Here is a 12,799-nt window from a genome sequence, read left to right on the forward strand (position 1 = left end):
TAGCGAATCTTTTATATTTACCGTTCTTCCAACGTCTCCCCAGCCTGATCGAACAATTCGCAATTGCAGACGTAATTAGATAATTGAGCTGTTGGAATACAAGCCCCTTTAATTCATTGATGGAAGATGAAGAAATGCACAGCATAAATCTTCAAACCCCTGCCTGAAGACATGGGGTACTAACTGCGAATTGCGAATTGGCAATTGCTCTGATGGGTTTTCTTTAAGGCTTCCACGATGTAGTGTGTGAGATATTCTGGATTGGGCATCGTCATGCTCCCAAATCCAAAACACAAAGGTAATTGCTTTCGCCCAAGAAAATCCTCTAGTTCCAAAGGTCGGGGTATGAGTAGCATTCGCGCAGAAAACCGAGTTAAGAGATATTACATCGACAATATAAGTATAGTTCACAACTAAAGCCCTTACTTCTTTATACCAATTCACAATTCGCAATGGGCTTCGCCCCGCTACGCTAACACAATTAAAAAACTTAGATGCAGCAAAGTTTTCAGGGTTTACATCTGTATCAGATTTTTCATGAAGTGGTATTATTACTACTGAATTGCAAACTTTAAAGGTTACATCATCTCTTCTTAATATCTATCAAATATCTTAATACAGATGTTCAGACTAAGAAGTAAAAAAAGTGGTCAGTTTGCTTGTAGCCAACGAAAAATTCTCTATTTATTTTCTAGCAATCGATAGAACATTGTGAAACTTGGCATATCCAACGTCTGAATTAAAATCGCAGGGCGGCTGCATAATGTCAATAAGATTAGTATATTCTCAATATTCGGTTCAAAAATAATCTCATTAATCCCTATTTATTGACAAAGATTTTAGCGATCGCTTTAATCCTTGGAAAATAAATCAAGCCAGAAATACTGATTTTTCGTTGGGTCTTAATCTTGATCGTAACCCAAATTAATAACCAATGAAAAGATCAGCCCCACAACTCCTCCAACTGCTTCAATAACTTTTCAAACATCCTCTAAATTTTAATTTAGTCTCAACTCCAGTTCTTAAGTTAGGAAAACCAATCTAAAAATTAAAAATTTAGTATAAGAATCCTTTAATAGCAATATTAAATCAAAGTTTCAGAGTTTCACTCCGATTATCAAGAAAGGCAGAGGGCAGTCCCGATGAAACAAGTTTCATAGTCAAGCATGAAAATGCGATGTGAGACTGATCTATATATATACTCATCGAAGGAGCATTTTCCAGTCAGGAGGGAATACTGCCTCCTGCCCTCTGCCCTCAGCATAGCTGCCTTCTTCAATGTTTTCCGTCAGTGACATAAGAGGGTTAGTCTCTTTTTTCATCTTTAGACTCTTTAGAGTTAGTTTAACTAAAACGTAAAATCTTATACCAGCACTTAGGATTTCTATATGAATCTTAATCTCAAAAATAAACTAGTACTTGTTACAGGCTCTACGGCTGGCATTGGCAAATCTGTTGCTAGAGGGTTTTTAGAAGAAGGAGCAGAAGTAGTTATCAATAGTCGCTCACAAGAACAAGTAGAAGTCACTGTCAACGAATTGAAACCTTTTGGTAAGGTATACGGTGTTGCGGCTGATCTATCTAATCCCAATGCAACGGCGCAATTGATTGCACAAGTGAGTCAGATCGGTCATGTTGATATTCTAATTAATAATGTTGGCTATTTTGAGGCTAAACCATTTGAGCAGGTGACAGACGATGAGTGGTTTTACTTGTTCAATTTGAATGTTATGAGTGGAGTCCGTTTAACTCGTGTCCTGCTGCCTAAGATGTTGGAACAAAATTGGGGACGTGTAATTTTTGTTGCTAGCGAAACAGGGGTAAAACCCATGCCTGATATGATCCATTACTCCGTTACTAAAACAGCCATAATTGGACTTTCTCGTGCTTTAGCAGAATTAACCAAGGGAACTAAAGTAACGGTCAACAGTGTCCTTCCCGCATCAACTTGGACTAAAGGTATGGAGATCTACTTGAATAAAATTGCTCATAATACGGGACTTGAAGTGGAGGAATTAACAACTGCATACTTTTCCCAAGGCGATGGCAAAAATTCGTTGTTGCAACGTTTCCTTACACCACAAGAAGTAACAGACGTAATTTTGTTTCTTTGCTCTGTTAAAGCTTCTGCGATTAATGGTGTCGCTCAACGGGTAGAGGGTGGATTACTGCGATCCATCCTTTAAAAAACTTCCAAACAAACCTCTATCGGGAGCAATGCTCTAACAGTGAGGTGCTAAAATCAAGAACGGAAATAGGGTATTTCGGGATGCGTAGGCGCAATCCGCCGTAGGCATCGCAACGAAATAAACCTAGTTTTATTGAGAATACGACGATGTAGTTGATAATTAAACCCCGATCTCACATTTTCGCATTGCTCCCAATTGGTACTACTAAATTAGCTCGAATCTGCAAGTCTGTTAATAGCTTTTTATAACAAGGATCAATGGTTGTAGTATCAATGTCTTCAATGACACCAATGCATCCATCTCGATATCGCTCTACCCATGTCGCTTTGAAGCTTTTTCTCACTTCCTTGACAATAATCTTGAGGATTTCACTCACTTCAAGCGATTGGTGAATTTTATCAGCCAGTATCCTAATTCGATCGAGGATTTGTTTTAAATCAATTTCAGAATCTGATAGACGATTCAACAGTATGGTAATAGTATAAATTTGTGCGTATATTTACTAGTTTTGTATGTAAAAATTAAATTTAGTATTTGATGCTATTCTAAATTACCCAAAACGTTAAGTGAAATTCAACTTTACATTTAATAGTTTGTAATAACTTTAAAATCAAACTAATTGCTGAAAGGCTAAACTTTAATATTCGTACTGTTCTTTATAGAAATTTGAATCAGATACAGGCTAGGGACGCACAGCTAGGTATAAGTCAATACACACTTCTAGAGACGGCGATTTATCGCGTCTCAAAAACCCAAAATTTTTGCCAGCAGCCCTTAACTAAACCGTATTAAACTATAAGTCTCTACAAATTTTTTGTACTATAAGTAATTGTCAACCATGCTATCTATTGGATGTTTGATCTATTTTTTTAATCTATTAGTGAAGTAAAATCCCAACCCAGCAATTGAGCAACTTGAGCAGGGAGGGTAACTGGATTAAAGGGTTTTGGGATGACACCTGCAACTTGATACTGTCGCAAAATTTGCGAATCCAGCCATCGCGCTTTAGCACTGAGCAGCACTACAGGAATAGCTTGAGTTTCTGGATTATTTCTGAGTTTATTCATCAACTCAAAACTAGCGATGTCACGGATTGAGATATCTAATAAAATCGCATCAGGATTCTGGTTTACTGCATTCTGCAATCCTTCTAATGGAGAATCTGCTGTCACCACATTCCAACCAGCTAAATCTTTGAGGCAAAATTCTACTATCTCACGTACATTGAATTCATCATCAATGAGCAATATCGTTTTGCCGATTATATTTACCTCCTTTACCATATTCATTTCATTTCATATACCTTTTCGGTAAGATAAAAGATTGTTATCTTTAACCAAAAAAGATAAATTACAAAAATAAAAAACTAATAAAGATATAGATTTTGTTACAAATCTTAAAAATTAATCCTCCCACTCCAGAATCTGAGTAACTTCGTTGCAAATAGAGGTGGGTTCAAAGGGTTTAGTAATAATCCCAGCAATTCCCATCTGGGCGAAACGGGCGCGATCGCTTCCTTGGACTTTCGCTGTTAACAAAATCACTGGAATTCCTTGGGTGACGGTATTTGCCTGAAGTTTTTCGTAGACTGCAAAGCCGTCCATATCAGGCATAGAGACATCAAGTAGAATGGCATCAATCAGTTCTGTCTGGGCGATTTTTAATCCTTCTGCCCCTGATGCAGCTGTCAAGGTGTCCCATCCTCCCAAGTCTTCTAAACAAGCTTGCACTAATTCGCGGATTCGTTCTTCATCATCCACAATTAATAATCTTTTAGTCATTTGTCATTTGTCATTTGTCATTGGTCATTAATTATTCTCCCCTGCCCCCTGCCTAATTTTCCGGCATTGGCAGAGTGAAGAAAAACGTGCTGCCAACACCAAGAGTACTTTCAGCCCAGATTTGCCCACCGTGCCGATCGATAATACTACGACAGATTGCCAATCCCAAGCCAGTACCGCCTTTGGTGCGAGAATCAGAGGCATCTACTTGCTGAAATCTTCCAAAGATTGCTTCTAACTTATCTGGTGGAATACCTCGTCCTCGATCCGTTATTTGGAATAGTACGCGGTCTGTTTGCTGTTGGACACTGAGAGTAATAGTAGAATCAGCAGGTGAGAATTTAATCGCATTACCTAACAAATTGGTGAGTGTTTGCACAATAGCATCAGCAGCTGCCCAAACTTGAGCATTGGTAGGGTGAATCTGAAAGGTAATATTTTGCTCATTGGCAATCGCTTGCACTACGGCTACTGCTTGTTGAATTAAATCAGCCGCATTGCAGGTGGTTTTTTCTAAGACAGCTCGATCCGATTCTAAGCGTTCCAAATCGAGAATATCGTTAACAAGACGCACTAAGCGATCGCTATCGATGGCTGCAATCTCAATCATCCGCTTAAATTTGTCTGGTTTTTTGTCATAGATACCAGTTTGCAGTAAGCCTAGTGCTGCCCGAATTGCAGTTAAAGGAGTGCGGAGTTCGTGACTAACGATGCCAATAAACTCACTCTTGATCAAATTAATCTGTTCAAGTTCAGTGATATCTTCGGCAATACCAGCAATCCGAACTAACTCGCCGAGTTCATTTTTGATCGGAAATGCGCGATCGCGAATCCAACGGATTGAACCGTCAGCGCGAATAATGCGATATTTGTTATCATAGTGCCCTGTTCTGAACTTTTCAATGAATTCAATTTCGACGCGCTGACGATCTTCTGGGTGAATTGCATCTAACCAATTTGAATGGTTATGATACAAGTCCTCACAACTTCTTTGCCAGATGGTTTGGTATGCATTGCTTACATATAGAACTTGTTGATTGCGAATATCTTTGATCCAAAATATTGCTTGGATGTTTTCTGCCATCTGACGAAACTTTTCTTGGCTCTCGCGTAAAGCTTCTTCGATGCCTTTGCGCTCAGTGATATCTTGGTGAACCGCAACCAGAACCTCGCCGTAGTCGGGATGCCTGAATACAGAAGCCGTCACACTACACCAAAATGGCGTACCATCTTTTTTAAGATTCTGGGCTTCATAGGTGGCTTCTGTATTTTGTAAAACGGTAGATAGAGTGGCTTGATTTACATTTTCATTAGTTACCGATCTGGTGACATAGTTGATAATTGAAACGTGCTGACCGTTGAGTTCACCAGAGTCATAGCCAAACATCTGCTCAAATTTCGGATTGGCATAGATAATGATTGCATTATCAATTCTCACTAAGCAAATGCCTTCCCCCATATTTCGGGTGATTACAGCCTGAAGCTCCAGCATTTGCGACTGTTCTAAAAGTGTGAGTTGAGTTTGTTGTTGCTCTATCACTGTTTTTCGCAGGCGATCGTTCGTCTCTGTCAGTTGTGCAGTGCGTTCTTGCACCCGTTGCTCAAGTTCGGTATTCAGTTGTTGTAGGTCAATTTCTGCCTGTTTGCGCTCTGTTAGTTCTGTCTGCAACTGTTTGAACAAATCTGCTTGCTGAATAGCAATGCTTACCTGCGCTCCTAACTGCCGCAACAGAGCAATTTCTGAAGATTGCCACTCACGAGGAGCTCTACATTGATGAGCTGCTAATAATCCCCACAATTCATCTCCCAAAGAAACGGGAACGACCAGATTTGCCCTCACCTGGAGACTTTCTAAAAATGCAACGTGACAGGGACTAATTCCAGCAGTATAAATATCAGTTTTGGCAGTGACTAAGCCTTGTTTAAAGGGTTCGACGTTCTCTTCACCAATGCAAGGGTCATGAATTTGGAGTGGTAAAAGAGCCATCCATTCCGGTGCAACAGACTCAATAACAATCGTTCCACCCCAACCTGGATAAAATTGGAAGATAGTGACGCGATCGCACTCCAGAAAATGCCGCACTTCATCAACAGTGGTTTGCAATATATCTTGTAAATTCAGCGATCGCCGGATACGCTGGGTCATCTCCATCACTAAGCGCTGTTGCTCAAATTGTTGTTGCAGCGTTTCTTGTGCTTGTTTACGTTCGTCAAGAGTCATTCGCAATTGCTCGGCATTTTCCTGAGACAATTGTTGGTTGAGTTGTTGAATCTTCTGTCTGCTGTACTGAAGATTGCCTGTTACCAGGTTAATTATCAAGGCAACTACTAGAAAAAGACCTAGCCGGAATATATCTCCTGGTTGAGTAGTCCCCAGATGATATCGAGGGGGAATCAAGAAATAATCAATTGCCAGTGTCGAAAGGACAACTGTAACAATCCCTGGCCGAAAGCCACCATACCAAGTACTGGCAATGATAGCTATGTAGAAAAATGCCCCAATGGTTCGAGAAATAAGTGGTTCTAGCCAGAGTGAAAACAGTGTGGCGATCGCAGTTGAGCCAATAGCAATACCGTAGGTCAATAATCGCTGATAATTTCCGATCATGCTTTACTTCTCCCTGCCTGAGATCGCCAATGCCTTCTTTGAATGCGACTCAGCACCCGTGTCACAAGTTCTGGCCCTAGCACTGGCTTGCTAATAAAATCATCGGCTCCAGCAGCAAAAGCTTGCTGGAGGAATTCTGGTTCAGTATGGGCTGTAACTACTAAAATTGGTAAATCTCCCCACTGGGCATCCTGGCGAACGACTTGGCACAACTCTAGGCCATTCACTATTGGCATTTCTAAATCTAGTACTATTAAGTTTGGAGAAGTGGCAATCAGCACCTTCCAAAATTGCTGTGATTGGGAGAGGGTTGTTACTTCCAGCCCCCAAGGAGTTAGTAAGTCCGATAATCCAGCCAGCATTACCGGGTCATCATCTACGATTAAAACTTTAGCTTCTGAAGTTTGAGGTTGAGGTAAGACACGAGCGATCGCCTGAAAAATCTGCTCGGTTGTCGCCGGTTTATGCAAAAATTGTCTAGCTCCTAAACGCGATACTGCCAGTCTGTCTGCCAGGGTATCTCGTCCTGTAAAAACAATCACTGGAAGATTTGGCGATCGCTCTACTATTTCCCTCAATAATATTAATCCGTCTTCCTCTACTCCTGTAAAACTCAAATCCAATAAAACAGCGTCAGGAGTTTTTAAGGAAAAAAGCGATCGGGCTGTTGCTAAATTTGGCGCAACCTTCATCCTGATTCCCCATGAGTCGGCTTCTGCTTGCAACTTCTCTGTCAGCGTCGTATCATCATCGATAACTAACAGACGATAAGTTTGATTTATCGTAGAATTTTGAGTGGTGGAGGTGACAGCCGGCTTGGTTAACTCTTGCTGTAATGCCGTGACCAGTTGGGAAAAATCAGAGATTTTATCTGGAGATAGTGAGGAATCTTGAAGTAGCAAATGCTCTATTTTCCGCGCCAGTCGGGAACCTTCTGGATAACCGAACGACCCCATTGAACCTGCTAGCTTATGGGCTTCATGCAATGCGTGCTGATGTAAGTCTTCATTGAAATTCCCGGCTAAAAGTGCAACTTTTGCTCGATCCAGCACTACAACCTGTCCGGCAAAGGAATTACGAAATCGCTCTAGCACCCGATTTACAGAAGTCATATCTTTGGGGCTGGGTTTTTTCTTGCTATCTTGATTCGTTTCTCCAACAAAGATGGAGCGATGAGGTGCAGGTTTGAGGCGATAGCCCATACCATATACCGTTTCTATAAATTCTTCTGCTATGCCGACTGGTTTCAGTTTCTTTCGCAAGTCTTTAATATGAGTCGAAACTGCATTTTCAGTCGGTGCATCATCAAATCCCCACAGCCGATCTAGAATCACTGCACGACTAAAGATCCGGTCTGGGTTTTGCAAAAACAATTCCAGAAGTTTGTATTCTGTGGCTGTTAAGGGAATTTCCTGCTCATTATAAGTTACTCTACCGGCACTTTGATCTAAACAGAGATTTCCCCAGGTTAACGTGGATGATGAGATCGCCCCATTTCGTCGTAATAAAGAGCGAATTCTTGCTAGTAATGCTTCTGGGTTGAATGGCTTAATGACATAATCATCTGCTCCGGCATCTAACCCCGCCACAATATCTGCATTAGAATTTTTCCCTGTTAACAACAGAATAGATTTACGGTAGCCTTGCAAGCGCAGTTGCTGACACAAGCTAATGCCATCCAACTTCGGAATTAGCCAATCCAGCAAAATCAACTCATATTCGTTCGATAACGCTAGTTCTAATCCCGCTTGTCCATTGCTTGCAATGTCGATAGTATAACGATTTGCACTCAACAACTCGAAGAGTGTTGTACTTAGTAATACGTCATCCTCTACCAACAAAATTTTCATAAGTTGTATCTATAAAGAAGATGCTTATGACATCTTCGCGATCGCAGGGCATACTGTCTGCGTGGTTAAACTTCTGTGTAATTTTAATATATTGTTACAAACTTTACAAGAAGTTAATTTAAATTTTGTAGTCTGATATATTATTTTACAAATCTTGTTGAAGAAGAATTCAGAATACCCTACGAGAAGCAAGAACCGAGAATTATGAATCAAGACGCTCACGGACTCTTGTAGAGAAGAGACTTCTTGCAGAAGTCGGGATAAGGGAAAGGTGGGGTCCCAAGAAGGGGATAAGGGGCGGGGGGAAAGGGGGAAAGGTTTTGTATTTTCCCCTTTCCCTTTAACCTTTTCCCTTTTCCCACCTCTTGCAAAAAGCACTTTTGCAAGAGGTCTAAGCTATGCCGTTCCGGTTCGTGCAGTAACCATCGTAAAGAATTCATGCTGAATTCTGACTCCTAACTCGTGCATTCTGTTTCGATAAATAAAGCAGTATTTCCCTTTACTTTGATTGTGAAAAATTTATTTAATTATTTTTCTGTCAAAACCTAGAATCCTCATAAAATCTTTAGATTTAGAGATTATTTTGTTGAAAGTCTCAATTGTGCTCTAAAAATTATGCAATACCTCTACAATCTGAGCAATGCTAGTCTGACACTGCGTGTTGTTGAATATTTTAGCAGGAATGACTTTTCTATTGACTATATTACTGTAATTAATCAATTTCATGGTTGGATAATCAATGTCAAAATTAAATCTTTTGTTTCAATACAAAAGGATAAAGATATTAGAGCTTTATTGAATGAATTCGGAATTATTTACTCACCATCCGAGGTCATTAGTAAAGTTCTGAGCAGTTTGGAAAGTGGACAATCAGTAATTAATGTTATGGAACGCTATAAGGTTGCGGTAGTTTCTCATGGTAGACCGCAACCTTATGAGATTGAAGTATTCCGACAAAATTATATTCGCGGATTGGGCTACTGTCCACAAAACTTAGCTTAATTTTCACAGGTGCGACAAGATAAACATGAGCAAGAAAAGCTTTGTAAGCATAGACGGCCATGAGGCTGTTGCCGAAGTCGTCTATCGACTGAATGAGGTCATTGTAGTTTACCCAATTACTCCTTCTTTAAAAATGGCTGAGTGGGCAGATGCTTGGGCTAGTGAACGTAAACGCAATATTTGGGGTGATGTTCCCTCGGTTGTACAAATGCAGAATCAAGAAGGTGTAGCTAGTGCTGTAAATGGTGCTTTGCAAACTGGTTCGCTGACAACGACATTTACAGCATCGCAGGAATTATTGTTGATGATTCCAGATATATACAAAATTGCCGGAGAACTTACATCTACAGTTTTTCATATTGCGGGGCGATCGCAAGCCCTCTCAATTTTTGCCGGTCACAGCGATGTTATGGCAGCGCGTGGTACTGGTTTTGCCCTGTTATGTTCTACATCAGTGCAAGAAGCACAAGACTTTGCTTTGATAGCAACACGGGCAACTTTAGAATCACGAATACCATTTCTGCACTTTTTTGATAGCTTTCGTACCTTCCATAAAATTAAAAAACTTGAACTGTTAGCAGAAGATGACTTAAGAGAATTTATTCCAGACGAATTAGTATTTGCCCATCGTTCAGGCGCTTTTACCCCTGACAAACCTGTTTTGTGCAGTACAACAGAAAACAGGTTTGTCTACTTCCAAGCGAGAGAAACTATCAATCCTTACTATCTAGCTTGTGCAGACATCACTCAGAAAGTCATGAATGAATTTGCTGCGATGACTGGTCGACAATATCAACTATTTGAATACCACGGCGACCCAGCAGCTGAACGAGTTATTGTACTGATGGGTTCTGGTTATGAGGCTGTACGTGAAATAGTAGATTACCTCAATGCTCGTGATGAGAAAGTGGGCGTTTTGAAAGTACGACTATATCGCCCATTTGATACCAAGTGCTTTGTTGCTGCTTTACCAGACACTGTTCGTACCATCGCAGTTTTAGACCGCACCAAAGAACCAGGCGCATCTGGTGAATCATTGTATTTGGATGTAGTCGCTGCTATCCATAAAGCATGGGGAGAGAGGAAGACAGGGAAAGCAGGGGGAGCATTCCTAACTCCTAACTCCTCACTCAACACTCCTCAAATTCTGGGTGGTAACTACGGTTTATCTTCTAAAGAATTTACGCCAGCCATGATTAAAGCTGTCTTTGATAACCTTCTCCATTGCCCATTCCCCATGTATTCAAGATATGCGAACATAATTAAGTTGTAGTTGACTGTCTGCACTGAGGTTTAAAGTGGATACCATTGCAATCCCTGCTCTGAATCGCCTAATAGATGCCACGGTAGAGATTCCTGGTTCTAAAAGCATTACCAATCGGGCATTACTTGTCGCGGCTTTAGCACAAGGCGACTCTATTTTAGAAAATGCCTTATTTAGTGAAGACAGCAATTATTTTGCCAAATGTTTAGAGCAATTAGGCATTCCCATCACCCTAAATCCTAATTTGACTCAGATTCAGATAGCAGGAAAGGGAGGCGAAATTCCAGCTAAGCAAGCAGATTTATTCGTTGGCTTAGCAGGTACAGCCGCAAGGTTTATTTCGGCGCTGGTAGCACTGGGTAACGGCGAATATCATCTAGATGGTGTTCCCCGGATGCGAGAACGACCGATGGGTGACTTGCTAAAAGTGCTGCAAGCCAGCGGAATAACTGTTAACTTTCAGGGGAATTCTGGGTTTATGCCCTACACCATCTACGGTGGACAGTTTTCTGGAGGGCATTTTCGCTTACAAGCTAACCAAACAAGTCAGCAACTTTCGGCATTACTAATGATTGCGCCTTATGCTCAACAAGACACAATTATTGAGGTTGAAGGTACACTGGTTTCCCAATCTTATGTCAAAATGACTTGTGGTCTAATGGCCGATTTTGGCGTCGAGGTGATTCAAATTGGGGAGAATCAATTCCAGATTAAAGCAGGTCAACGTTATCAAGCTCGACATTACACGATAGAACCCGATGCGTCAAATGCTTCTTACTTTTTTGCCGCCGCCGCCGTCACAGGCGGACGAGTCCGGGTTAAGCATTTGACCAAACAATCTTGTCAAGGTGATATTCTTTGGCTGAATGTCTTAGAACAGATGGGTTGCCAAATACGTGAGGGTGATGGTTACACCGAAGTGACCGGCCCAGAGCAATTGCAGGGTATCGATATTGACATGAACGATATATCAGATTTAGTGCAAACTTTAGGAGCGATCGCCCCCTTTGCCACCTCACCTGTTACCATCCGTAATGTAGAACATATTCGCTATAAAGAAACCGACCGCATTCACGCCGTAGTTACGGAATTACGTCGCTTAGGAGTTCAGGTTGAAGAATTTGCCGATAGACTCAAGATTGAGCCTAGCGTAATTACTCCAGCAGCGATCGAAACCTATCACGATCATCGAATGGCAATGGCATTTGCTGTCACTGGCTTAAAAGTTCCCGGCATTGTCATTAAAGACCCAGGTTGTACAGCGAAAACCTTTCCCGATTACTTTACCCGATTTTTCCAAATGTTAGAACAATAAAAGGTGAATTGCAATGTCTAATATACGAGAAGGAATGCCTGTGCTTGCCCGTCATGAAGGAGATTGGGTAGGAACTTATACAGTAATTGATACAGCCGGAAAAATCCTCGACAGCTACGAGTCTCACTTAACTTGTCAATTCCCAGAAAACGGCCTTCATCCCTACTACCAAATCAATCGCTACAGCTGGGCTGATGGTAAAAAAGAAGAGTACGAATTTCCCGGAATATATAAAGATAATAAACTTTGGTTTGACACCGATCGCATTGAAGGAAAAGCTTGGGAAGCAGATGATTCCATTGTGATTTTGTGGTTTGCTTATAAAACAAACCCAGAAATGAACTTATATGAAATGATTTACATTAGTCCTGATAATAACAATCGGGCACGCACTTGGCATTGGTTTAAAAACAACCAGATTTTTCAGCGAACTCTCATTCAAGAAAAAAGACTTGGATAGTCATTTTTCCCTCACCTCTACCCTAGTTTTATCGGGTGTATTATGGCGGAGGCAAACGCACCATCTTAGATTTTATGTGCGTTGATATTCTCCTACATCTACCAGACTAAACCTAGATAACATGGTGCGTTAGAGAAGTTTTAAAAGTCTTTTGATTGGTAGCAAAACGTTTCAGATACCCCTCTAAATCCCCCTTTTTTAAGGGAAATTTTGATTCCGGTTTTCCCCTTTTTTTCAGGAGATTTGCGGGTTCGATAAGTGCCTATTTTTCAAACATCCTCTTAGGCTAAAACCTAACCAACTGTACTTTTTAGTTCTGAATTTTTATCT

General features: G+C 40.9%; 10 protein-coding genes and 1 pseudogene. 5 read left to right on the forward strand and 6 right to left on the reverse strand.

Annotation, left to right across the window (positions count from 1 at the left end; genetic code table 11):
* Positions 1–108: 108 nt before the first annotated feature.
* Positions 109–411, reverse strand: coding sequence for a hypothetical protein (locus ACFG4S_RS07155; protein ID WP_392534131.1), 303 nt, complete (start codon positions 409–411; stop codon positions 109–111).
* 977 nt (positions 412–1,388) lie between these two features.
* On the opposite strand from ACFG4S_RS07155, the gene ACFG4S_RS07160 reads away from it, so the two are divergent.
* Positions 1,389–2,186, forward strand: coding sequence for an SDR family NAD(P)-dependent oxidoreductase (locus ACFG4S_RS07160; protein WP_392534132.1), 798 nt, complete (start codon positions 1,389–1,391; stop codon positions 2,184–2,186).
* A 175-nt stretch (positions 2,187–2,361) separates the two neighbouring features.
* Here the strand turns inward: ACFG4S_RS07160 and ACFG4S_RS07165 are convergent, their stop codons facing one another.
* The 5 genes from ACFG4S_RS07165 to ACFG4S_RS07185 form a co-directional block, all read right to left on the reverse strand.
* Positions 2,362–2,655 carry a hypothetical protein gene (locus ACFG4S_RS07165; protein ID WP_392534133.1) on the reverse strand — a complete coding sequence of 98 codons (294 nt, stop codon included), beginning with the start codon at positions 2,653–2,655 and terminating at the stop codon, positions 2,362–2,364.
* A gap of 403 nt (positions 2,656–3,058) precedes the next feature.
* On the reverse strand, positions 3,059–3,478 hold the full coding sequence (locus ACFG4S_RS07170; RefSeq protein WP_392534134.1) for a response regulator: 420 nt from the start codon (positions 3,476–3,478) through the stop codon (positions 3,059–3,061).
* Between the two features lie 114 nt (positions 3,479–3,592).
* On the reverse strand, positions 3,593–3,970 hold the full coding sequence (locus ACFG4S_RS07175; protein WP_392534135.1) for a response regulator: 378 nt from the start codon (positions 3,968–3,970) through the stop codon (positions 3,593–3,595).
* 52 nt (positions 3,971–4,022) lie between these two features.
* Positions 4,023–6,578, reverse strand: a complete 2,556-nt coding sequence (locus ACFG4S_RS07180) for an ATP-binding protein (RefSeq protein ID WP_392534136.1) — start codon at positions 6,576–6,578, stop codon at positions 4,023–4,025.
* Positions 6,575–8,428 carry a response regulator gene (locus tag ACFG4S_RS07185; RefSeq protein ID WP_392534137.1) on the reverse strand — a complete coding sequence of 618 codons (1,854 nt, stop codon included), beginning with the start codon at positions 8,426–8,428 and terminating at the stop codon, positions 6,575–6,577. Before ACFG4S_RS07185 ends, ACFG4S_RS07180 begins: the two co-directional genes overlap by 4 nt.
* Before the next feature lie 615 nt (positions 8,429–9,043).
* Here ACFG4S_RS07185 and ACFG4S_RS07190 point away from each other — a divergent pair.
* The 4 genes and pseudogenes from ACFG4S_RS07190 to ACFG4S_RS07205 all read left to right on the forward strand — a co-directional run bounded on the left by ACFG4S_RS07190 (position 9,044) and on the right by ACFG4S_RS07205 (position 12,469).
* Positions 9,044–9,430, forward strand: coding sequence for a hypothetical protein (locus ACFG4S_RS07190; RefSeq protein ID WP_392534138.1), 387 nt, complete (start codon positions 9,044–9,046; stop codon positions 9,428–9,430).
* A gap of 25 nt (positions 9,431–9,455) precedes the next feature.
* A pseudogene (locus tag ACFG4S_RS07195) lies at positions 9,456–10,649 on the forward strand (pyruvate:ferredoxin (flavodoxin) oxidoreductase); the annotation flags it as partial.
* 79 nt (positions 10,650–10,728) lie between these two features.
* Complete coding sequence (aroA, locus tag ACFG4S_RS07200) at positions 10,729–12,009, forward strand: 3-phosphoshikimate 1-carboxyvinyltransferase (RefSeq protein ID WP_392534139.1); 1,281 nt, start codon at positions 10,729–10,731, stop codon at positions 12,007–12,009.
* Positions 12,010–12,022: 13 nt separating this feature from the next.
* Positions 12,023–12,469 (forward strand): DUF3598 family protein, encoded by a 447-nt coding sequence (locus ACFG4S_RS07205; RefSeq protein WP_392534140.1) that lies wholly within the window; start codon positions 12,023–12,025, stop codon positions 12,467–12,469.
* Positions 12,470–12,799 lie beyond the last annotated feature (330 nt).

The organism is Nostoc sp. C117 (assembly GCF_043099735.1).
Lineage (GTDB): Bacteria > Cyanobacteriota > Cyanobacteriia > Cyanobacteriales > Nostocaceae > Nostoc.

Excerpts from the sequence above, each read along its gene's own strand:
- ACFG4S_RS07180 (WP_392534136.1), bottom strand. The coding sequence starts at position 6,578 with ATGATCGGAAATTATCAGCGATTATTGACCTACGGTATTGCTATTGGC.
- ACFG4S_RS07185 (WP_392534137.1), bottom strand. The coding sequence starts at position 8,428 with ATGAAAATTTTGTTGGTAGAGGATGACGTATTACTAAGTACAACACTC.
- ACFG4S_RS07160 (WP_392534132.1), top strand. The coding sequence starts at position 1,389 with ATGAATCTTAATCTCAAAAATAAACTAGTACTTGTTACAGGCTCTACG.
- ACFG4S_RS07175 (WP_392534135.1), bottom strand. The coding sequence starts at position 3,970 with ATGACTAAAAGATTATTAATTGTGGATGATGAAGAACGAATCCGCGAA.
- ACFG4S_RS07190 (WP_392534138.1), top strand. The coding sequence starts at position 9,044 with ATGCAATACCTCTACAATCTGAGCAATGCTAGTCTGACACTGCGTGTT.
- ACFG4S_RS07170 (WP_392534134.1), bottom strand. The coding sequence starts at position 3,478 with ATGAATATGGTAAAGGAGGTAAATATAATCGGCAAAACGATATTGCTC.
- ACFG4S_RS07205 (WP_392534140.1), top strand. The coding sequence starts at position 12,023 with ATGTCTAATATACGAGAAGGAATGCCTGTGCTTGCCCGTCATGAAGGA.